Consider the following 23592-nt stretch of genomic DNA (forward strand, 5'->3'; position numbering starts at 1 on the left):
CAAGCGCCGAAACGCCATATCCAATCGACCAAGAGAAAAGTGCTAGGATATTTCCTTATATTCAATCAAGAGCGGTTTTAACCAGAGGTAATTATCAATTATCCATTATCAATTATCAATTAATAAACATACCAATTTTGGGCAAGTTAATCTTGTTTCCCTCAATACAGTTTTGCTTGATTTGAGGATAAGTAAAACTGCGATAGCGCCCTTTTCCTTTAAACCTTGGTTTCCCTAATCGCTGCCCATCTTTATCTGCTTTCAACCATCTATCAAAGGCTAGTTTTACCCGTTTAATGCAATCTTGCAATACTTGAGAATGAATTAATTTGTACTCAGGAAATTTATCTTTGGTCAATACCAAATCCTTTTTCTGAGAGTAATAATCTGGGTTATCTCTCAACTGAGGAATTGGCATTATTAACGGACAAGCATTAACCGGGCAACGGTTTTCTTCCCACCATAAAAACTGCTCACTCAACCGGTAGTTGTACTGCCGACGCAACAAATCTAGCCACAATAGAATTGTGGCAACTTGGTCTTTGTTGGGTTTTAATTTATATTGATAGGCAGTCCGCATAATGGAAAATTCCGGTGATTATCAAACATCATAACACAAGTTTTTTTAGGGCGATTCTAGCTAAATTTATTATCGTTAATTAACCAAAGTTAATAGAAATTATTAAATTTTTACTAAACCAGGGTCTATTTTTAATTTATCATGGATTTAAGCAGCTCTAACTAAATTATAGTTATTAATTTGTTGCTGTCTTAAACTTTACTTTACTTACTGATAGATAATGTAGGACTTGCTAGTTAACTTTCAAAACATTTACATATAAAGACAAGTGCCTTTTTTACATGAAAAAAGTAGCAGCTTTTCCCTCGCTCAAGCTGAAAAAGTGAGTATTTTCAGCAGACAAGGGCAGAAAAATAGAGCGACAATTCTTCTTCCTACCTCCTCTATAATTCCCATTTATCTTGACTCCTGACTCCTACCCTTACTCATAAGACTTTTGTCAGCAAACCCTAATGTATATATTTCTCTCCAATGAAGACCAAAAAATATAACAAACTGTATAATTACTTATCCAGACAATATCTACCAGTATGGTTGACTATAATTATTGGTACTTTATTATCTGGTATTGGGTTTGCTGTAGTTAGAAATTGGGAATCCCAAAAAATTTCCATAGAATTTCAATCTTTAGCATTAGATAAAGTACATCAGCTCGAAGATGAAATCAGACAAGAAATTGATGTATTATTATCACTTAAAAGTTTTTATCAAAGTTCACAAGAAGTCAATCGAGAAGAATTTAAACAATTTGTTTCACATTTTTTATCTAGGATGCCAAGTATTGAAGCTCTAGAATGGGTTCCTCATGTTCCTGCTAATGAAAGAGAAAAATATGAATTCAAGGCACAAAAAGATGGTTATTCTAATTTTCAATTTACCCAACATAATGAAGTAGGAAAAATAATTAGAGCTAGGCTTAAAGCTGAGTATTTTCCAGTATATTTTGTTGAACCATATCAAGGTAATGAAAAAGCTTTAGGATTTGATTTGTCTTCCAATGCTAATGGTCTAGAAGCTTTAGAAAAGGCTCGCGATAGTGGAGAAGCGATCGCTACTGCTAAAATTAAATTAGTACAAAAAACAGAAGGTATAAATGGCTTCTTGATTTTTCAACCCATATATCAAAAAGAATCAATTAATAATTCAGTTGCAGATTTCCGCCAAAATTTACAAGGGTTTGTTGTGGGAGTATTTAGTCTTGAAAAATTATTGGAAAAATCTTTAGATAATTTTTCTACTCAAGGAGATGAATTTGATATTTATATTTACGATACTTCAGCCAGTACAGAATCGGAAAAATTACTCTATTTTCACTCATCTAATCAAGGGTATAATTACTCAAATAATATTACTGAAACAGATGCTTTAGCCCAATTAAAACTAGCTACTAATGATTTAGGCATAAATTTTATCAAAACAGTTAAAGTAGGTGAGAGAAAATGGTTATTTTTATTAATCCCAAATCAAAAATATATCAAAAATAAAGAAAGCTGGGATAGTTGGTTATTTTTATCATTGGGGTTATTCTTAACAGCAGGGATTAGTAGTTATCTAAATACTAATATCAACCAGACTAAAAAAATAAGAAAATTAGTTACAGAACGCACTCAGGAATTATTTCAAACCAATCAAGAATTAGAAAGAGCTAGAGATGATGCCTTAGCAGCGACCCGCGCAAAAAGTGATTTTCTCGCAACTATGAGCCATGAAATTCGGACTCCCATGAATGGCGTAATTGGCATGACAAGTTTATTATTAAATACTGAATTATCTGAGCAACAAAAAGATTTTGTGGAAACCATTAGAACAAGTGGTGATTCACTACTAACAATTATCAATGATATCTTAGATTTTAGCAAAATAGATGCTGGGAAACTAGAGCTAGAATACCAACCTGTTTTGATTAGTAATTGTATAGAAGAAGTATTAGATTTATTATATCCTGTAGCTCATAAAAAAGGTTTAGAAATTGCTTATTATATAAGTCCAGTTACACCAAAAATAGTGATTACAGATGTGACAAGACTTAGACAAATTTTGACCAATCTTTTAAGCAATGCAATTAAATTTACTGATGTTGGTGAAGTTATTTTGAAAGTTAATGCTGAATGTATTTCACAACAAAATAATCAATTAGAAAATGCTGAAAAATGCGATTTAGTTTATGAAATAGAATTTTCCGTTCAGGATACAGGTATTGGTATTGCCAAAAATAAACAACAAATTTTATTCCAGTCTTTTACTCAAGTAGATGCTTCGACAACTCGTAAATATGGAGGTACAGGTTTAGGTCTAGTTATTAGTAAACGCCTCAGTGAAATGATGGGAGGCAAAATGTGGCTAGATAGTGAGTTAGGAAAAGGTTCAACATTTTATTTCACAATTAAAGCTAAAGTTGGAGTTATTCCCACCAATATTAATTTAATTCCAGAGCAAGTTCAATTTGAGAATAAGCAAGTTTTAATTGTTGATGATAATGCCACTAACCGTCAAATTTTGCACCTCCAAACTCAATCTTGGGGAATGCAACCTCACTCAGTAGCATCAGCTTCCGAAGCTTTACAATTACTACAACAAGAAAATCCTTTTTCTCTAGCTATTTTAGATTTAAAAATGCCAGAGATGGATGGGTTACAGTTAGCTGAAGAAATTCGTAAACTTAGCCAATATCAAGATCTACCATTAATATTACTTAGCTCTATTGGTTTGCCATTAACATTAGATTTACTACCACGAATAAATTGGGCAGCAACATTACAAAAGCCAATAAAACAATCTCAACTTTATCAGGTATTATTTGGAATTTTTCAGAAACAACCCCTGAAATTAATAAAAAAAATGACGAATGATAGAACTCCAGAAATTCCTAAATTAGCTGAGGAATTACCTTTGCAAATTTTATTGGCAGAAGATAATAGGGTTAACCAAAAAGTTGCCTTAAATATTTTGAAAAAATTAGGTTATTTGGCTGATGTTGCTGCAAATGGCCTAGAAGTTTTAGAGGCTTTGAAACTTCGGAAATATGATATTATTCTGATGGATATGGAAATGCCAGAAATGGATGGTTTGGAAGCAACAAAGAAAATTTATGAACAATTTCCATCCACAGAAATACCTTATATTATTGCAGTAACTGCGAATGCTATGGAAACCGATCGGCAATTATGTTTTGATGCCGGAATGAATGATTATTTAAGTAAACCTATCCGGATTCAAGAGTTTATTGAAGTATTACGAAAATATCAGGCTCAAATTAAATAGATGTAGTATTAGCTCACGACTGGGAAGAGTTCATTAATTGATAATGGATAATTATCTCAAGAAAAACCGTAACGGAATTGAATATAAGGAAATATTCTAGCACTTTTTACCCTTTCAAGGGGAGGCTAATAAAGCTGAATCATTTAATTATTAATTATTAATTATTCGGTAAATTACTCTTAGAGATTACTCCCGGGGACATAGACTCTCAAGGCAAACATCTAACTCTTTTTACTATCTAACCATGAAAATAAAAAACAGAGAAAAATATTATATTATCAGGATTTGTTCTTGATTTAACAGTAAGGTAGTAATTAAAAAGCTGATTTAGGGTGAATAAAGTTGGAATAACCTAAATAATAAAATCTAAGTAGATATATTTCGTAATCCACGCATAGCAAATATAAATTAGGCAAATTTTCATAAAAAATGTAGAGATGGCACAAAAAACTTCAATAATTGATCTATCCCTAACACAAGCACAAACAATGAATATTAAGCAAGCAAAGAATTTTTTCAACTTAGGAAAAGTTTTAGCGAAAAAAGAAGAATGGGAGGAAGCGATCGCTGCTTACCAAAAAGCAATTAAGTTAGCTCCTGACTGGCAAGAGGTAAAACAGTATTTGACAGATGCAGAAAATCAACTTCAACAGCAAGAAGCTAATGAGAAGTTAACAATGGGGGAGCAGTTGGAGAAAATATCAGCCGGACAAGGGAAGTCAGAGTTAGAAAAAGTTGCTGTTGGTGAGACAATTAAAGTAGACTCAAATTTAGCAGAAGATTACCATTTAAAAGGTGATGCTTTAGTAGAAAAGGGGGAGAAAGAAAAGGCAATAAATGTTTATAAAAAAGCTGTAGAAATTCAACCTGAATCATGGGAAGTACATCATAAATTAGGTAATTTGTTGAATGAAAAAGAGGAGTTAGAAGCAGCGGTTGATGCTTATAATAAATCCATAGAATTAAATTCAGATTTTTGTTGGTCTTATAATAATTTGGGTGATGTTTTAGTTAAATTAGAAAAGAAAGAAGAGGCGATCGCGTATTACCAAAAAGTAATTGAGTTAGAGCCTAATTTTGCTTGGTCATATTATAACCTAGCAGAAGTTAGTTTACAGTTAGAATATTGGGATAAGGCTGTTGAAGCATATCGAAAGTTCATGGAAATTCAGCCTGATTTTTCCCCTAAAGTAGAAGAAAAATTAAATCAAGCACTACATAAGCAAGTTAAAGGTAAATTAGAACAAGCATTAAGTCATTATCGTCAAGCGATTGAGAATGATCCGACACATATTGAGAGTTATCAAAAGGCTTTGGAAATTGAGCCAGATGATCCTGAATTGTCTTTTGGGTTAGGAAATGCTTTAGTTGCTCAAGGTGAAGTAGAAAAGGCAGTCACAGCTTACCAAAAAGCTATTGAGCAAAATCCTCAGTTATTTCAGTATCATCATAAATTAGGGGAAGCCTTAGTTAAAGTGAACCGAGTAAATGAGGCGATCGCTGCTTTTCGGATAGCAGTAGAGCTGAACTCTCAAGCTGTTTTCTCTCTGTTTAACTTGGGAAAACAGCTATATAGACAAGACAAAATTGAGGAAGCTGTGTTTTTTTTGCGACGTACAGTAGAGATTTCACCCGGGTTAATTGAAGCTAAAAATATCTTAAATTCAGTTTTAAATAAAGAAAGTGAACCTAATGAAAATTTGGAGTCTGTTGAAGATAGGTATTGTCCAAAAGTTGAACCAAAATCAATTAATGATCAAATTGAGAATTTATTGAACAAGACAACAACAGAAGAAGATAAGAAAGAAAAAATTCTCTCTTTTCCTAAGATATTGGAGTTACAGGAGGATTTATCAAAAGGCGATGAAAATAATAAGCACTTATTAAGTCAGCATCGAATTCTTTTATTTGATACCAACAAGGAAACTAATAATTCATACATAATATTAGCTTTGACCAAAACTTTACAGCAAAATCAGAATGTTGACTTTTTAGTTGTGTGTGATTACAAAAACGCTTTAGCAACTTTTATAGATCGAAAGTGTGATACTTTGATTGCTGTTGGTGGAAGTGGAGGCGACTCAAGTATTCTGTCTAGGCTTGCAGCTTTGGCTGAATGTAGTGTGTTATGGACAACAGAAGACCCCTACGAAATTAGCCAAAATATAAAATTATCGGCTATGTTTGATTTAGTATTTAGTAATGATCTTGCTTGTGTGCCAGCCTATATGGGTAAAGCTAAACATCTACCGCTAGCTGCAAGTAAGAAGTACCACAATTTACCATTGAGAGAAGCAGACGATCTATACAGATATGACTTACTATTTTTGGGAACAGCATGGCCAAATCGGGTCAAGGTAATTAATAAGCTTCTTCGCTCGCTCAAACGCCCACTACGTCCAAAGATAGGTTTACCCTATAATCAGTTTCTTAAGACTCCAAAATTAGTTGACAAAAGTATTTACTACAACTGGCGTACTTCTAACCCAAATTTTACTAGATTTGTCAATACCAGTCGCATAGTTCTTTGCCTTTTTCGAGAGTTTGCAGCATCATCCACAAGTTTGTCTGTAGGTTCAACTCCACCTCCTCGTTTGTTTGAGGTTGCTCTATCAGGAGGTTTTCAACTAGCTCATTCTAGGGGCAAGGAAATTGCTCGTTATTTTGAGCCTGGAAAAGAGATAGTAATGTATGATAATGAGCAAGACTTAGTGGCCAAAGTAGAATACTATCTAGATAATCCGGAAGAGCGTATTCAAATAGCCACTTCTGCTCGTGAAAAAGCTTTATTAAGTCATCTTTATACACATAGAATAGAGGCTATACTAACCGAAGTAGAAGCTTTCAAAAAGAAAAAGCAACTAAAGAATCGCCACATTAATTTACAAGTTTCTAAACCAAAACATATCCTTTTAGTAACCCATAATGTTCAGACACATCGTCCTGGAGGAGGAGTAGAGGTATATCAGGAAGAGCTAAGACGAATGGATGGCTATTTGTTTTCTTATCTTTACCCAGATGATTCTTCAAATTATGTAGTCAAAAAACCAGACGGACAAGAGATAAAATATCCAGTTATAGAGCTATCTTCACCTAATTTTCTTTACGAAAATCATAGAGAAATTAATTTTCAGAGAATTTTAGTAGAGCATAAAATAGACTTAGTACATTTTCAACATTTGATTGGTCATCCCTTATCCTTGCCACTAATAGCAAAAGCAATGGGAGTACCAACTATATATACATTTCATGATTACTATTTATTATGTAAGAAGTTTAATCTAATTAATTATGAAGGAAAATTTTGTGATATTGCCAGAAAATCACCTGAAAATTGTGAAATTTGTTTATCTGCTGATGGTTTACCTTGGGGGTCACAAAATCGTCGTAGACAGTTTATGTATAAAGTCATTAGAAGTTTAGACAAAATTATTACAAATACTTCTTATTCTAGGAATTACTTTTTAAACCTTTTTTATGGGATTGAGCCAGAAAAAGTTGAGATAGTAGAGATGATGATGCCATTTTCTAATCGACAAATTATCGGTAAGCAAAAACGAAAAAAAATTAATGAAAAGCAAGTCGATCTAGATAACAATTATAAACCACTAAAGATAGTTATACCTGGCAATTTTACAGATGTCAAAGGTGGTCATAGTATGGTAAGAATCTTTAACGCTATGAGAAATGATAAGGTAGAATTCCATATTTTTGGTCGGGTACAAAGTGATTTGAGTGAGATTTTAAATATATTAAATATTCCAAATGTTACTGTTCATGGTGGATACAAACAGAATCAAATTTTCAAAATTCTTCAGGGGTTTGATGTTGCTATCCAAATTCCAATGTGGCCAGAAACATACATGATATCCCTAAGTGAAGTGTGGTATGCAGGAATTGTTCCTATAGTAACAGACCTTGGTGCTCAGGGGGAGAGGGTAAAGGATGGAGAAACCGGCTTAAAAGTTTCTGTGGAAGATGTAGGTATGGTAGTAGAACATCTGCGACAACTAAATGCAGATCGCCCTTATTTAGAAAAATTAAAAGAAAATATCAAGCAGATCAAAATCGTCAAGACTACAGATCATCTAGAAATGCTGAAGCCTATATATGAGAAGCTAGTAGATAAATATCCTGTTCCGCAGAAGGTTGACTGGGTATGTGAAGCTCAGGATTTTAATTTGCGTTTACAGGATCTTGGGATTAGGACAAACCATCCACGCTGGGATGTTGAAGATAATCTACAGGATGAAGAGCTTTCTAATTTGTCTTTAGAAAATTCAAAAGATGGACTTGAAGAAGATTTACCAGATGATTTGGCTCAACTTCCTGTGAAAGTTGCTAACTTAGAAGAAGGTGCTGTTTTTGGTATGTTAGACTTGATTTCAGATTGGGGAATTCAGGCTAAAAAAAATGAGGAAATAATTTCTGCTGAATCTAATTTAGAACTTTCTGGATGGGCTTTCGATCCTCAACAGAATGATTCACCTACAGGAGTATATCTCAAGATTAAGCGTGGAGAGATTTGTAAAGTAGCTTCTCTAGAAAGGGAAAAGATAGGAAATAAGAATCAACAGCTTAAGAATTATAAAAATGCAACTTTTTGTGGTTTTAGTGGAACCCTAGATCTAACTGAGCTGGTAAAAGGCTTGTATTCAGTTACCTTAATTCAAATTTACCCATCTAACACAGTATATTTTGAATTACCCTGGAAACTGTTAGTAGGGGTTGAAGATAATAATGAAGTGACTAAAATTGAAGCCCAGTTTGGTCAAAAGATATTTCAAGAACTGAGTGAAGATTTGAAAGATTTGCCATGGAGATATGTCAGTAGTGGAATTCATCTCGATAGGATATGTGATAAATACACATCAGATTTTCCAAAGCTAAAAAATGTAATACATATTCCCAAAGGAATAAGTTTTGAGATGTCTGGTTGGGCAATAGATTTTGAGAAATTAGAAATACCACCAAAGGCGCTAATCTGTTTCCAAAGCATTAATTCAGAGGAAAAATGGTTTTTACATACAAAACGGTATGTTCGCCCAGATGTGGCAGATTATTTCTCTGAGCAGACTTTTATTTATGCTGGCATATCTGCAAAATGTTCTTTGGATAATATGCCACCTGGTCAATATAAATTTTTAATTGCTCAGGTCTGCGATCAAGAAATTATTATCACTGATAGTCAAATCCAAGTGGCAGTAGGAACAATTGATACCAATCTAAATGAGTAGAGGTCAAGGTATGAAATTGGAAAATCAAAATTTTTCTTCGGTATTGGTTACAAGTACAATGCCAGATAGACTTAACAATAATGTGAGTATCCGTGATTATGTGATTAATGGGTTTGAGGTGGCTTTTCCCCAAGTACATCTTCAGAAAACTTCCATAGATGCAGCACCAGGAATGATACAAGCTAATAAGCCTGAATTAGTCTTAGCAATTGGTTCCCTCGCCATAGATAGTATAGACTTATGGAGTTTACGTCGAGCCTGCGACAAAGTTGGCGCGGTTTTAGCCTTCTGGCTGCATGATGACCCTTATGAGTTTGACTATTCTTTTAAAGTTGAAGGAATACCAGATGTGGTATTTACTAATGATGCCTGGGCGCTAGAACATTATCAACATCCAAATGTTTACCATTTACCTATGGCCGGATGTGAAAAAACACACTTCCGCCCCATTGAAGATAAAGAGCGTCCAATCACTGGTTTTTTCTGTGGTGTGGGTTATCCAAATAGGGTAACTATTTTTCGGCAGGCAGCAACTATTTTAAACCGCTTTAATACTGTGGTATTGGGGGATAACTGGCCATTAGACTTGCCATTTGCTCAAAATACACGAATTGAGCCATCATTATTTGCTGATTATGCTGCGGATTCATTGATTACTTTTAATATAGGTCGTTACTTTAACATAGCTAATCAACGCTATGCGCTAATGGCCTCAACTCCAGGACCGCGTACTTTTGAGGTGGCACTGGCAGGCTCGGCACAGTTATTTTTTGTGGATAGTTTGGAAGTTGAGGATTATTTTGAACCAGATTCAGAAATCATTCTTTTTGATTCCATGAAAGATATTGAAGAAGTATTTCAAAGAGCTGTGGATGAGCCGGAATGGGTTATAGGGATTGCTAGGCAAGCGCAACAAAGGGTTTTGAAAGAACATTGTTATCATCATAGAGTGGAGAAAATTATGGAAGCTTGTTATAGCATTATGCATTAAAATTAGGACGTTCTTCTATTGTATATTCTCTAGTTTGATATAAACTAAGGAAAAATGGTAGTCCTGTATAGTAATTGTGAATGGTTGGTGAAAGGTTTAGTGTACCATTGCCAAGAACATCACACACCACTACCGGAAAAATATATTGACTTATCAAAAAAATAAAAGAGTAATTTGTAGTGAGAAAAAAATGTCTATTAAAACGTGTGAAGTAATTATTCCTGCTCAGGTAGTAGATCAAAAAACCTACATTGTTTTGGGTGTTGCACGTAGTGGTACATCTATGATTGCAGGTTGTCTAAGAGAGTTAGGCATATTTATGGGAGAAATTGTTGCAGATAATCATGAAGATCCTGTATTTTTCAGTGATGATGTAGAAATACTTAAGAGAATAATTCTTGAAAGAAATAATAAATACGATAATTGGGGTTGGAAGGTTCCAAAAACTATGTTCCACATAGAGAATCTATTACCATTTATCAGAAATCCCCATTTCATTATTGTGACACGAGATCCATTTGATATTGCAAACTCAATGATGAAACGAGAGGCTATGCCTTTTGACTTGGCAATACAGCATATATTCATGGTTTACAAGCACCTGCAACAATTTGTAGAAAAATGTCTAGCTCCGTTAATGTTTGTGAGTTATAACCGTGTTATTGCTGATAAAGAAGCTTTTATTTGTGAATTAACAAGTTTTATTGGAAGTGAAAATTTATCCAAAGAACAGTTAAATCAGTTGCGTAATTTTATTGGCGGTAATTATCGATCAACATCTCTGGATAAAATGCAGCTTGCAAGTTTAGCCAAAGCAAAGACAGATCAAATGAATTTGAATCTCATTAATCAAATTCAGCAAAAGTCAATTAGAGTATTATCTCGTTGCAGAGATGAAATAAGCACTATTGAAAAACTTCAGGAAGAGATAGCCACAAAACAACTAACGATAAATTACAAAAGTCTTTACAGGTGGGAAGAGGGACTACAGAGAATACCCGAATTGAAGAATTTGATTGAATTATTATATCAAAAAATCTTAGATAAATTATCTTATAAAGATATCACTACAACTGAAGAGTTTCGTAAACAATGCGAGACATTACTAACAGATATTATTCTTGTTAGATACACAGGCAATCGTTTACTATATGAGCTGAACAAAAAGCAATAAATAGAAATTTAATTAAACACAAACTTAAACTTGTTAATTTATTAAATATTGTAAAATAATTATGGGTTTAGTCTGCTATCAAGTCCGTCATGGATATTTGTATCATTTTGACAAAGATAACACAATTGGTGCATCTTTAGCCTACTATGGAGAGTGGGCTGAAGCAGAAATCTACCTTTTAAGCAAAATACTCCAAAAGGGAGATCAAGTTCTAGATATTGGGGCTAATGTTGGCACTCATACTCTAGCGTTTGCAAGGCTGGTAACACCTCAAGGAAGAGTGATGGCATTCGATGCACAACAAAATATATTTCAAGTTTTGTCTGCAAACATGATTATAAATCAAATGTACAATGTGCAGTGCTTAAACGTGATGATGGGATCTGAAATTGGTGTACGCCACATTCCTGCATCTTCAATTGCGGATGCTACTAACTTTGGGGCTATGTCTTTTGTGGAATACAAAAATAGTAATTCGCAAGCTCTAAGTCCGATAAAGACAAATCGTCTTCTACCAATTACCATGATTACCGTGGATAGCTTGTCTCTCGAACGTTGCGCTCTTATTAAGGTAGATGTTGAAGGAATGGAATTAGATGTCTTCCAAGGAGCTATACAGACAATCCAGAGGTGCAGACCAACAATTTACTTTGAGCAAACAGGTGAAAAAAACCTTGCAGAAATTTTAAGCTTTTTTAGAGATTGTGAATATGGACTATTTTGGCACGTATCCAACCCTTTTAATGCAGCTAACTTTAATAAAAATTCTAACAATATTTTTGGCGGAACTTGCGAAACTAATATTATTGCTTTGCCAAAGGAACGTATTGAACAAGCAACTAAGTTAGGAGTAGAGGCAGATCGCTTAATGGAACCAGTTTTTTCACCACCTATTCCCTCTTTAGCTGTTCAAGGTTGGAATTTACCTCAAGATGCCTATAAAGACCTTGAACAACCAAAAAAGCCCTTTATGATTACAGATAATAACTCTGTTCCTTCTGAGCAGTTGGAAAAGCTTCAACTTGAGTATAATGACCTGAGAGAAGATCGAATTAAAGCACAAGAGATAATGGAAAATCAGGCAAGGGAAATCACTAGGCTCAACAGTCTAGTTAATAGTTAATAAACTTTAGATGGCAATTGTTTATGGTAAGAGTATTTAAGAGAATTTACTCTACAAAATTAAGATGAGTTTTTCATTATCAAAAGATAAAAAATACGGATATAAAATTACTAAATTATATCAAGTTATTCAACAAAATCCAAGTGTTCAATCTTATTGCTACCTGGGAGAAGCACTTATCCAGAGACAACATTGGGCAGAAGCGATCGCCTCTTACCAACACGCTCTCGAACTAAACCCTAACCTCCCAGGAATACATCAAAAAATTGGGGATGCTCTACAACAACAAGCAAAAGCAGAAAAAACTAATCTGCTTAACTATTACAAACAAAAAATTCAACAAAACCCAGACGATCTACAAACCTACTATCAAGCATTAGAAATTTCTCCCAATGATACCGAAATTTACCTGGAGTTAGGAAAAACCTTTGCCAAAAAAGGACTTTTTGATCGCTCTCAACTCGCTTATCAAAAAGTTCTTCAACTGCAACCCAACCATCCCTTAGCAGAGAATTTTCAATCTGCTCAAAATTCCTTCAGCTCCCAAACCCCATCTTTTCCTCAAACTCCCCAACTAGATCAAGCAAAACAAACTCTTGATACTCTTAACCAAATCACTCTTGATAGTTTCCTCAATACTAACTCTCAACTAAATTTTCCCCAGGTTGAAAATCCAGAAATTAGCATTATTATTATTCTCTATAACCGAGCAGAAATAACTTTAAGCTGCTTATACTCCCTTCTGAGAAACCCCTTTCAATCTTTTGAACTGATATTAGTCGATAACAACTCCACTGATACCACCCGTCAACTGCTACAACAGATAAACGGGGCAAAAATTATCCTTAATCATCAAAATCTTCATTATCTCCTGGGATGTAACCAAGGTAGCAAAGTTGCCCAAGGAAACTATTTCCTATTTTTAAATAATGATGCTCAAGTTTTAGGTAATAGTATCCCCTCCGCTCTCGAAACCATTAAATCTTCAGATGATATTGGTGCAGTCGGTGGAAAACTCATCCTTCCCGATGGTACCCTCCAAGAAGCGGGAAGTATCATTTGGCAAGATGGAACTTGCTTAGGATATGGACGTGGAAACTCCCCCACTGCGCCAGAATATCAATTTCAACGTACTGTTGATTATTGTTCCGCAGCTTTTCTCTTAACTCAACGAGATTTATTTTTACAATTAGGAGGGTTTGATGAAGATTATCAACCAGCTTATTTTGAGGAAACTGACTATTGTGTACGACTGCAAAAATTAGGCAAAAAAATTATTTATGATCCTAATGTAAATATTCTCCATTATGAGTTTGCTAGTTCCAGTAATACAGGTTCTAGCGAACAGGCGATCGCTCTAATGGAAAAAAATCAAAAGATATTTCAACAAAAACAGCAAGACTGGTTTCCATCTCAATATCCTACCGAACTCAAGAATTTAATATTTGCTCGTACTCAACCTAGAGAAAAACCAAAACGCATATTATTTATTGATGATCGAATTCCTCATCCTTGGTTAGGTTCGGGTTATACCCGCAGTCATTCTATTCTTTGTAATCTTATTAAATTAGGCTATTTTGTCACCCTTTATCCAGGGGACTTGCGTTATATTGAAGATTGGTCAACTATTTATTCTGATATTCCCCAAACTGTTGAAGTTATGCGAGGATATGGATTAATTATGTTAGAAGATTTTTTAAGAGAACGCCAAGGATATTATGATTTAGTTTTTATTAGTCGCCCCCATAATATTAAACATTTAAACTCTATTTTAGCGAAAGAAAATATACTCAAATCAGCCAAAATTATTTATGATGCTGAAGCAATTTTTAGTATTCGAGATTATGAATATAAACGTTTAAATAAAATTAATTTTACTGAAATAGAACGTCAAACAGCTATTCAAGAAGAAATCAAATTAGCAAAAAATAGTCATCATATTATTACCGTTTCCTCCCAAGAAAAACAACAATTTATTGAGCAAGACTATGCCGATGTCAGTTTATTAGGTCATTGTCTGTCAATTAATCCTACTCCTAAAACTTTTGCAGAAAGACAAAATTTACTATTTGTGGGTTCAATTTATGAAAAAGAATCTCCTAATGCTGATTCAATTTTATGGCTAACCTATGAAATATTTCCTCTAATCCAGAAACAACTTGATCAAGATATTGAATTGATAATTATTGGGAATAATACTGTAGAAGAAATTGCACAAAAAATAAATATTTTAAACAATCCATCCATCAAAATTTTAGGAAAAGTAGATGATTTAACGCCATTTTATAATCAGGCGAAATTATTTGTAGCCCCCACTCGATATGCAGCAGGAATTCCTCATAAAGTACATGAAGCAGTAGCTCATGGTTTGCCAGTTGTAACTACATCTTTAATTGCTCAACAGTTAGAATGGAAACATGAAACAGAATTATTAGTTGGGGATGATAAGATAAATTTTGCTCAACAATGTGTCAAGCTTTATCAAGATTCAGCTTTGTGGAATGAACTTAGAAAAAATGCTATGAAGCGAGTTGAAACTGAATGTTCTCCTAAATTTTTTTCAGAAATATTAAAGTCTATATTAAAATCTTTGGAAAATTAGAGAGGGATAGGTTTGTTCTATCAACGGGTGAAAAAACTCCCTTCTGATTTTACATCTTTCTACATATTTTAGTCAACAGTTAATCACCTCTAGGTTTGTCGTCCTGCCAAGCCAAACAAAGCTTGTGGTGTGGCCACAAATTCAATGGCTGCATTAGTTGGATGCTCCTTTAGTGGCTATCAAGTACATTTAAGAGCAAAATTATACTAATTGAAGAAATAATGAACGCCCCTAATAAACTGAAAGAATAGGGTAAAATTAAAGCAGTAGGTGTTTGTAAATTTTTGAAAGGGAATTGCTATTATACTAAACTTGAATTTGACAGGTATTTTCCCCTTCAAAAAATCATCAGGTGCAAAAAATGAATGTTAAGCAAGCAAGGAATTTTTTCAGCTTAGGAAAAGTTTTAGCGAAAAAAGAAGAATGGGAGAAGGCAATCGCTGCTTACCAAAAAGCAATTAAGTTAGCTCCTGACTGGGAAGAGGTAAAACAGTATTTGACAGATGCAGAAAATCATCAAAGACAGGAGAAAATAGTCAATAGTCAACAGCAGCAAGAGGCTAATGATAAGTTAATAATGGCGGGGCAGTTGGGGAAAAGATTACCCACACAAAGGAATTCAGATTTAGAAAAAATTGCTGCTGGCAACACAATTAAAGTAGACTTAAATTTGGCGGAAGATTACCATTTGCAAGGTGATGCTTTAGTAAAAAAGGGAGAAAAAGAAGAGGCAATAAAGGTTTATAAAAAAGCGGTTGAAATGGAGCCAGAATTATGGGAAGTGCATCATAAGTTAGGGAATTTATTGCAGGAACAAGAAGAGTTAGAAGAAGCTATTGCTGCTTATAATAAATCTATAGAATTAAAGTCTAATTTTTGTTGGTCTTATAATAATTTGGGGGATTTATTAGTTAAATTAGAGAAGTGGGAAGAGGCCGTTAGTGCTTATCGTCGGGCTGTTGAGTTGAATCCTAATTTTCCTTGGGGTTATTATAAATTGGGGGATGTGTTGGTTGAGTTGGAGGATTGGGAAGGAGCAGTAGAGGTTTATCGTCAGGTAATTAAATTGGAACCAACTTTAGTAGGAGTCCATGAAAAGTTAGCAGATGCACTTCATTATCAAACTAGGTTAGCGTCAAAAGAAATAGTTGATTCCTACAAACAGGCCATCAAGGAAAAACCTGATGATTTTGATAATTACTATAAAATTCTAGAAATTATACCTGATGACTATCAAACAAACTTACAGTTAGCTCAAGCTTGGGGGCGTAAGGGTGATTGGAATCAGGCAATAGTTTTTTGCAAGAATGCGATCGCAAGTCAGTCTAATGGAGTAGATGCACATATATATTTAGGTGATGTTTTAATTAACCAAGAGCATTTCGATAGAGGGATAAACAGTTATTATCAAGCTTTAAGATTTGCTCCGAATAACTGGGAGGTTTATCTCAAGTTAGCAGAGGCGCAAGAAAAACAGAAAGATATAACAGCAGCAGTAGCAAGTTATAAAAAAGCTTCAGAAATTAAACCAAATCTGCAAATACAGGAAAAACTTGCACTTCTGAGTGAAAGTCAAAATCCACATATTCATATTGAAGCGAAAAGTTCTGACAAAAATATTGCCACAGAACTACCAGAAAATTATGTGGAGTTAGGTCGAAAATTATCAAAAGAGGGTAAGTTAGATGAAGCTGTAGATAATTATCAAAAAGCGCTACAAATTAATTCTACTTTGTGGCTAGTTCATCACGACTTGGGAGATATTTTGCGTAAACAGGGAAAACTAAATGAAGCGGTTAATTGTTATCGTCAGGCATTAAATATTAATCCTAATTATTTTTGGTCTGTTTATAATATGGCAAAAGTTTCTGTTACACAGGAAAAATTATCTGAAGCGATCGCCTCTTATCGTCTTGCTTTGAAATTACAAGCAAATAACGATAGACTACAAGAAGAATTAGATAAACTATTACAAAGAATCGACACTGGAGAGACGCACAATCAAGAAGTTAATCCTACTACAGAATTTATTGATAATTTGCAAGAATCTTGGTCTGACTGGAAGTTTGCTCAGAAGGTTAAACTACTGGATCAAGGTAAAATTATAATTCAACAAAACACCAGTACACCGGGTATACAAAAAAATATTACTGCTGTTGAATCTGACTGTTTTTACTTTATAGAATACGAACTAAATACCAAATTGGAACGAGGAAAAATATTTATATCGGTTACAGATTTAGACAATAATTTGCAACTAATTTCCCATGAGTATTTGAACCAAACTGGTACTCAAAATGTTAAAGGTAGTTCGCTTTTCAGAACAGCTTTGAAAACCAAAAACTTAACAATAGGTTTTCTAGTAGATCGACCACAGATAGATGACCGAGTAGATTTTCAATTTATTAAATTAATTAAAGTTGCTGGTTCTAGAAAATTTAATTCTTTAGATTATGAAAATACAAAAATATTAAAATCAAAATCAGTTACAACTGTGGCTTGTCTGGCATCTGTCGGCGAACGGAAAAATATGCTATTTGATGTGGTAAATTGCTTCTATCCTTTTGTTGATAAGATATGTGTTTATCTAAATAATTACTCTACCGTTCCAGATTTTTTACACGATCCTAAAATTGAATATGTCACGTCGCAAGATAGTGGTGATTTTGGAGATGCAGGTAAGTTTTATTGGGTAGAAGATAAATCCTTCGATGTTATGTGTATACTCGATGACGATCTCTTATATCCTCCAAACTATGTATGTAAAATAATCGAGGGTTTAGAAAAATACGACGGTAATGCAATTATTGGTTGTCATGGTGTTTTTATTAAGCAACCCTTGACAGATTATTACGAGCAGAAAAATAGATACCCATTACCATTTTCTCATGCTCTTAACATCGATCGACAAGTTCATATTCTGGGAACAAATACGGTGGCTTTTGTAACTAAAAATCTTTCAATAAAAAGGAAAGATTTTTTATTTCGTAACTCTGCTGATATATGGTTAGCGTTGTATGCAAATGAGCGTTCTATACCTTTAATTTCTGTAAGTAGACCGAGAAATTGGGTAGTACAAAATAATAGCGATGTCAAGATTAAAACTATATATGACGAATCCCATCAAAAAACTAATTCCCGCTTTGATTCTAGTTTTGTTCAAAGTCATGCTCTGCGTGCTTATAGTCCTCTAACGATTAAACCAAGTGTTTGCCAAGGAATTGCCAAACCTAAATTCATATTTGCCATCAAAACTTGGAATAGAGTGGATTATCTAAAACAGTGTGTTGATAGTTTTTTAATGACAAGAAGTCTAGACTTTGAATGGGTTGTTATTATCGCTGATGATGGTTCTACTGATGGGACAGTTGGTTATCTTGAAACTCTGACAATTCCTCATGAACTTCATGTAATTTATAATCATGGAGTTTATGCTTGCGGTCAAACAAATACAATTTTTGATTTAAGTATATTGATAGGATTTGATTTGGCGTTTCATGCTGATGATGATGTATTTTTTACTAAACCTGGGTGGGATAATTTATATGCACAAGCAGTTAAATCTAGTGGTTACGAACATTTATGTTACAGGAATTGGCAACAATATCTAAATTTAAAAAGAAAACAGTCCGATCCAAATTTCCAATTAGCTGAACCCACCTATGATTCTTCAGGTAAATGTGAGTCAATTGTGGATGTTTTCTCTTGTGATGGAAGTTTCTTTACTATTACTCCAAATATTATTAACCGAGTAGGTTATACTGATGAAAAAAATTTTCCAATTAGAGGACAGTGGCATATAGACTATTCTGCACGGTGCGTCAGAGCTGGTTTTAATACAAAAAAACATTTTTTCGATGCTAAAAATAGTAATGAATATATAGAACTGCAAGCTAATTCAGAAAGTTACAGATGCAGTTTACCTTGGAATGATAACTATAAAAAAACCAAAGAACCCCAAGAATTAGAAAGACGAAATTTGATTGTTAAAAATCCAGATAGAATTTATGTTTCTCGAAAAGGAAGGGCTTTTATTGAGGAAAAGCTAAATCAAAAGTTTACTGAGCGCAAAATTAACTGCGTTTATAATTTTACTCATGTAAATGATGTATTTGAAAAAGTGTTTGTTCTTAATCTTGATAGTAGACAAGATCGTTTAGAAAAAGTTTTATGGCAAACTAAAAAACTAGGTATAGAATTTGAACGTTTCTCTGCAGCTGATGGTAAAAAAGAACCAAGTCTTTCAGAATATAAAGAATACTCTCAACAATCTCTAGTCGATTTTCCTCTTCGGCATCCATTTATTTCAACATGGAAAGACTTTTATACCAACGAAAATACCAGTATAATTAGCAAAGTTGCTTTTGTTGAAAATAAAAATAGAGCGAAGGCGATCGCTTCTGCGGGAGCGTGGGGCTATTTAAAGTCTTATATTGCCATATTAACAGAGGCGATGCGCAATGATTACGAATCAATTTTAGTGTTTGATGATGATGTTATTTTCCACAATGATTTTAACCAATTATTTTCTCAAATATATAAACAACTACCTGACAATTGGATGATACTGCAATTGGGGGCACTTCAGTATGATTGGGGTAATGATTGGATTAGCTGGCAGACGAAAAATTTGTACTCTTGCAATGGTTCTAGTGTTGGTTCTCATGCAGTTGCTATAAATTCCTCCGCTTATCCAATACTGTTGAATTATTGCTTGCTTTATAATTTGCCATTCGATATTGGTCCTTTGACAGCAGTTCAAAATCAATATCCAGATAGATGTTTTGTATTTTATCCTAACTTGGCAATTCAAGATGTTTCAGAAAGTGATATATCTTCTTCTGAAAAACAGTCACAGGAAGCAATAAAAGAAAATAATGTCTATCGTTGGCATCTGAAAAATTATGGTATTTATCTTTAAAGTTTGGTAATATAATGGTGCTTTAGTTTACAAAACAACTACAAATTTGACAGATGATAGATTTTAAAGAACTGCATGAGAATGCTGTACCTATAAATAGTAAGGAGGAATGCCAAATTAAATGCAACTCTAATTTAGGTTGCAGATTAAGCGGTTCGCTTTTTTTTGAAAACAACATAAATATAGTGAATAGTGAAGTTATTTCATCAAAAGAGCTAGGGGTTTTTGTCGGTAGGTATTCATATATTAATCCTCATGGAATTATTAGAGATTGTTGTATTGGCAGATATTGTTCGATAGGTCGTCGTGTATCAATTGCTCCTATAAATCATGATTATCATTATTTATCAACTCATCCTTTTTCATCAGATTGTATATCTCCCAAAACTGAACTGACGAAAAAAGAACTGGAGGAATCTGTTTTAGCAGTCGGAAAAAAGCTGAAAAATGTTTTACCACTTACTACTATTATGCACGATGTTTGGATTGGAGATGGAGCAATAATTTTAACAGGAGTTAAAATAGGTGTTGGAGCAGTTGTAGGAGCTAATGCAGTAGTTACTAAAGATGTACCACCTTATGCTATTGTGGCAGGAGTGCCTAGTAAAATAGTTACTTTCAGATTCAGGGATAATATAATAGAAGATCTACTCGAAAGTGAGTGGTGGAATTTAACCCATGAAGTAATAGTGCAAAATGTACCCGCTCGAAATATAATAGAGTCTTTGCATTGTTTAAAGCAATTAAGGCAAGACAAAAAAACAGAAAATATCTATGTAGAAAAGATTTTTAGGATCACTAAGTGATTTTGATTAATTTCTATTAAAAAACTTAATTACAAAAGGAAGATATAAGATTTATGCAAGTTAAACAGTCTAAATGTAATATTTGTGATGGTGAAGAATTTATTGATGGTCCTGGTGGACGCTTGTCTGGAACTGGTCTACAACCAAAGTGTAAAAAATGTGGTTCCCTGGAAAGACACAGAGCAATTAGAGATTTTTTTATTCAACTTAAAAAAGTTTCACAACTTGAAACATACTCTTGTTTGCAAATTTCATCTGACCTTAGTATAGAACCAAGTTGGTTTGACTACCATGAACTTTCTGTTTATGGCAGCAAGAATTCCATAGACATCCAAAATATAGAAAGACCAGACAATTCTTACGATATTGCGATATGTAATCATGTTCTCGAACACGTTCAAGATGATGTTAAAGCATTAAGGGAAATTCTGAGAATATTAAAACCAAATGGATTACTAGAGTTATCAGTTCCTAGTCCATATTATCAGAAAACAACTAATGATTGGGGTTATCCAGATAATAATCAGCATGGTCATTATCGAGTTTATGGTAAAGATATAGAAAACAAATTTCAACAAAATATAAATTATCCGTATTTATCTTGCACAATTATCGATCCAGTAACAGAGGAGAAAGATATTTTGTATGCATACAGTAAAAGTTTGCAGGTTTTGGAAAAAATCAAAACGATGCGCGATCGCAATCTCTACTTAACTGAAATATTTGTTCCCAATGGATATACAGAACCAAAGCAGGAAGATAATGATATTAGATATGCAAACCTTGCCGAAAGAGTTGTAACTCCTACAAATATTCCTGGTTGGTATTTGAAGACCCATGTTGATTTCTTTAACTTTATGATTACATATTTGCCACAGCAATGTACTGTCCTTGAGTGCGGTGTATTCTTTGGACGTTCAACAATTGATGTGGCAAAACGTTTACAATTGGCTGGAAAAAAATTCCACATTTTTGCAGTTGACTCTTTCTTCTGGGGCGGTTGGATCAAAAGGGAGAATTTTCTCAGTGAAGAACTAAGACATGAATTTGACAGAGTTGTTTCGGAATGTGGAAAAGATATGTTAGAAATATTCCGTCATTATCTATTGAAATATAATTTTGAAAATGTTATTACACCAGTCAAATCTCTAATTGTGGACTACGCTGAAAAAGTGGAAGATAATTCGATAGATTTATGTTACATAGACTCATCTCACGAATATCAAAAAACTATAAATGAAATAAACGCATTGCTACCAAAAATCAAAGTTGGTGGATGGCTCTGTGGAGATGATTATGATAAAGAAGCTGTCAAAAATGCGGTACTAGAAACAATTCCTCAAGCTAAAGCTTGGGATAATGGCCGTATATGGTATTTACAAATCCAGGAATAATATTGAGTGCTGACGAAGAGTTAAAAAAACTTTTTTTCCGGCGTTGCATATTTGGAGGATGAATTATAGTTTTAGAGAAAGAGAAAGTAATACCATCTCAGGTTGAATAATTAGACTTTGGTCGAAGGAAGGCAGAAGGAATCCCCCCTATCCCCCTTTGAAAGGTGGGAGGCAGAGGGCAGAAGGTTTTTTTCCAATTATAACTTAATTTTATACACAAACGATGCTACCAGAAATGATATAAAAGATGGGATTTACCTTTTCTGAAAAGATTCATCCCTTAGTTCAGCTACGCCTTTTTTCCTCTTACCAAGTTTTGCCATTCTGGTAATTCGCTTAAATATAAAAAGTCTATTTCATGGTTGCGATCGCTTGAAAATAGTGTAAATTTACTCACCCAATCGGCTATTGTTTCCCCTCTCCAATAGGGGGTGTATTTCAGTGAATCTCTTAAATACTCTGCCATTCCTTTGTAGTTACCATGATAATACTGATACCAAGCAACCCAGACTAGAGTATGATAACGTACTTCTGGCTCAATTTGACATATAGATACAGGTAAATCATCTCTGGCAAAAAACTTATCTAGAACCACGATCGCATACTGTCCCTGTTGTCTACTATTAGCAGTAGTATTACCTTTATGTAGCCGATAGGCGACAGCTATTTCGCGCAACCATTCAAACTTACAACCCTCAATAGCCAAACGCAATACTAGATCGACATCATGGCATTGTCGCAAAGCAGCATCAAATCCACCAACAGACACTAACCAACTACGACGCACCATCATCGTACTGGTAAGTACAGGTTTCCACTTTAACCAAGTTTCTAAATCAAGTTTTGGCGCGTATTCCCAAGGATGGATATCTGATATACCTTTGCCGTGTATATCTACTAACTGCCAACCTGTATGAACGCTGCCTAACTCAAAATCTTGATTAAAATAGGTAACTTGTTGTGATAGTTTGTCTGGCGAGTTAAAAAAATCATCTGCATCCAAAAAAGCAATTAAATCCCCCTTGGCTGCTTCAATTCCTCTGTTACGGGCAGCAGCAGAACCTTGATTTCTTTGATAAATATAATTAATTTTGTTTGAATAACATTCTAAAGTCTGCCGAGTACCATCGGTAGAGCCATCATCAACTACAATAATTTCATAATCAGTATAGCTTTGATTTAATATACTTTTGATAGCTTGAGCAATGTAATGCTTTTCATTGTAAACAGGGAGGACTACACTAACTTGTGGGATATTCTTAATTAAAAACATTAGCTATCTTTTCATCAAACCTATATCATATCAAAAAAAGCGATCGCTTTTTTTGAGTAAGCGATCGCTCTGTAAATATATCACAACATCGTTGCTGTTTAGACTAAAGTCAAATCATTGGTAATAACACTATAACCTTCTGCATAAGAACCTGGATTAACTACGGAGTTGACGCTGCCATCATTATTCATCAACCAGATTCTGTTATTGCCATCAGTGCTGTTACGCCA

At 34.0% G+C, this 23592-nt stretch carries 11 protein-coding genes; 9 read left to right on the top strand and 2 right to left on the bottom strand.

Annotation, left to right across the window (positions count from 1 at the left end; all coding sequences use genetic code 11):
- Positions 1–115: 115 nt before the first annotated feature.
- Positions 116–580 carry an RNA-guided endonuclease InsQ/TnpB family protein gene (locus ACP6PL_RS22445; RefSeq protein WP_426547504.1) on the bottom strand — a complete coding sequence of 155 codons (465 nt, stop codon included), beginning with the start codon at positions 578–580 and terminating at the stop codon, positions 116–118.
- Between the two features lie 534 nt (positions 581–1114).
- Here ACP6PL_RS22445 and ACP6PL_RS22450 point away from each other — a divergent pair.
- The 9 genes from ACP6PL_RS22450 (at position 1115) to ACP6PL_RS22490 (ending at position 22089) form a co-directional block, all read left to right on the top strand.
- Complete coding sequence (locus tag ACP6PL_RS22450; protein ID WP_426547505.1) at positions 1115–3841, top strand: CHASE domain-containing protein; 2727 nt, start codon at positions 1115–1117, stop codon at positions 3839–3841.
- Between the two features lie 437 nt (positions 3842–4278).
- A complete protein-coding gene (locus ACP6PL_RS22455) occupies positions 4279–9078 on the top strand; it encodes a tetratricopeptide repeat protein (protein WP_426547506.1) in 4800 nt (1599 codons plus the stop codon).
- Between the two features lie 10 nt (positions 9079–9088).
- Positions 9089–10069 carry a CgeB family protein gene (locus ACP6PL_RS22460; protein ID WP_426547507.1) on the top strand — a complete coding sequence of 327 codons (981 nt, stop codon included), beginning with the start codon at positions 9089–9091 and terminating at the stop codon, positions 10067–10069.
- A gap of 145 nt (positions 10070–10214) precedes the next feature.
- Positions 10215–11243 carry a sulfotransferase gene (locus tag ACP6PL_RS22465; protein WP_426547508.1) on the top strand — a complete coding sequence of 343 codons (1029 nt, stop codon included), beginning with the start codon at positions 10215–10217 and terminating at the stop codon, positions 11241–11243.
- A 61-nt stretch (positions 11244–11304) separates the two neighbouring features.
- Positions 11305–12366 carry an FkbM family methyltransferase gene (locus ACP6PL_RS22470; protein ID WP_426547509.1) on the top strand — a complete coding sequence of 354 codons (1062 nt, stop codon included), beginning with the start codon at positions 11305–11307 and terminating at the stop codon, positions 12364–12366.
- A gap of 64 nt (positions 12367–12430) precedes the next feature.
- Positions 12431–14968 carry a glycosyltransferase gene (locus tag ACP6PL_RS22475; protein ID WP_426547510.1) on the top strand — a complete coding sequence of 846 codons (2538 nt, stop codon included), beginning with the start codon at positions 12431–12433 and terminating at the stop codon, positions 14966–14968.
- 361 nt (positions 14969–15329) lie between these two features.
- Positions 15330–19889 carry a tetratricopeptide repeat protein gene (locus ACP6PL_RS22480; protein WP_426547511.1) on the top strand — a complete coding sequence of 1520 codons (4560 nt, stop codon included), beginning with the start codon at positions 15330–15332 and terminating at the stop codon, positions 19887–19889.
- A 53-nt stretch (positions 19890–19942) separates the two neighbouring features.
- Entirely contained in the window at positions 19943–20695 is a 753-nt protein-coding gene (locus tag ACP6PL_RS22485; RefSeq protein ID WP_426547512.1) for a CatB-related O-acetyltransferase, read from the top strand.
- A 53-nt stretch (positions 20696–20748) separates the two neighbouring features.
- A complete protein-coding gene (locus tag ACP6PL_RS22490; RefSeq protein WP_426547513.1) occupies positions 20749–22089 on the top strand; it encodes a class I SAM-dependent methyltransferase in 1341 nt (446 codons plus the stop codon).
- A gap of 289 nt (positions 22090–22378) precedes the next feature.
- Here ACP6PL_RS22490 and ACP6PL_RS22495 read toward each other — a convergent pair whose 3' ends face one another.
- Positions 22379–23362, bottom strand: coding sequence for a glycosyltransferase family 2 protein (locus ACP6PL_RS22495; RefSeq protein WP_426547514.1), 984 nt, complete (start codon positions 23360–23362; stop codon positions 22379–22381).
- Positions 23363–23592: the final 230 nt, after the last annotated feature.

The sequence above is a fragment of the Dapis purpurea BLCC-M126 genome (assembly GCF_050015975.1).
GTDB lineage: Bacteria > Cyanobacteriota > Cyanobacteriia > Cyanobacteriales > Microcoleaceae > Trichodesmium.

Coding starts and splice junctions, on each gene's coding strand:
- ACP6PL_RS22445 (WP_426547504.1), bottom strand. CDS start 580: ATGCGGACTGCCTATCAATATAAATTAAAACCCAACAAAGACCAAGTT.
- ACP6PL_RS22455 (WP_426547506.1), top strand. CDS start 4,279: ATGGCACAAAAAACTTCAATAATTGATCTATCCCTAACACAAGCACAA.
- ACP6PL_RS22460 (WP_426547507.1), top strand. CDS start 9,089: ATGAAATTGGAAAATCAAAATTTTTCTTCGGTATTGGTTACAAGTACA.
- ACP6PL_RS22470 (WP_426547509.1), top strand. CDS start 11,305: ATGGGTTTAGTCTGCTATCAAGTCCGTCATGGATATTTGTATCATTTT.
- ACP6PL_RS22475 (WP_426547510.1), top strand. CDS start 12,431: ATGAGTTTTTCATTATCAAAAGATAAAAAATACGGATATAAAATTACT.
- ACP6PL_RS22480 (WP_426547511.1), top strand. CDS start 15,330: ATGAATGTTAAGCAAGCAAGGAATTTTTTCAGCTTAGGAAAAGTTTTA.
- ACP6PL_RS22485 (WP_426547512.1), top strand. CDS start 19,943: ATGATAGATTTTAAAGAACTGCATGAGAATGCTGTACCTATAAATAGT.
- ACP6PL_RS22490 (WP_426547513.1), top strand. CDS start 20,749: ATGCAAGTTAAACAGTCTAAATGTAATATTTGTGATGGTGAAGAATTT.
- ACP6PL_RS22495 (WP_426547514.1), bottom strand. CDS start 23,362: ATGTTTTTAATTAAGAATATCCCACAAGTTAGTGTAGTCCTCCCTGTT.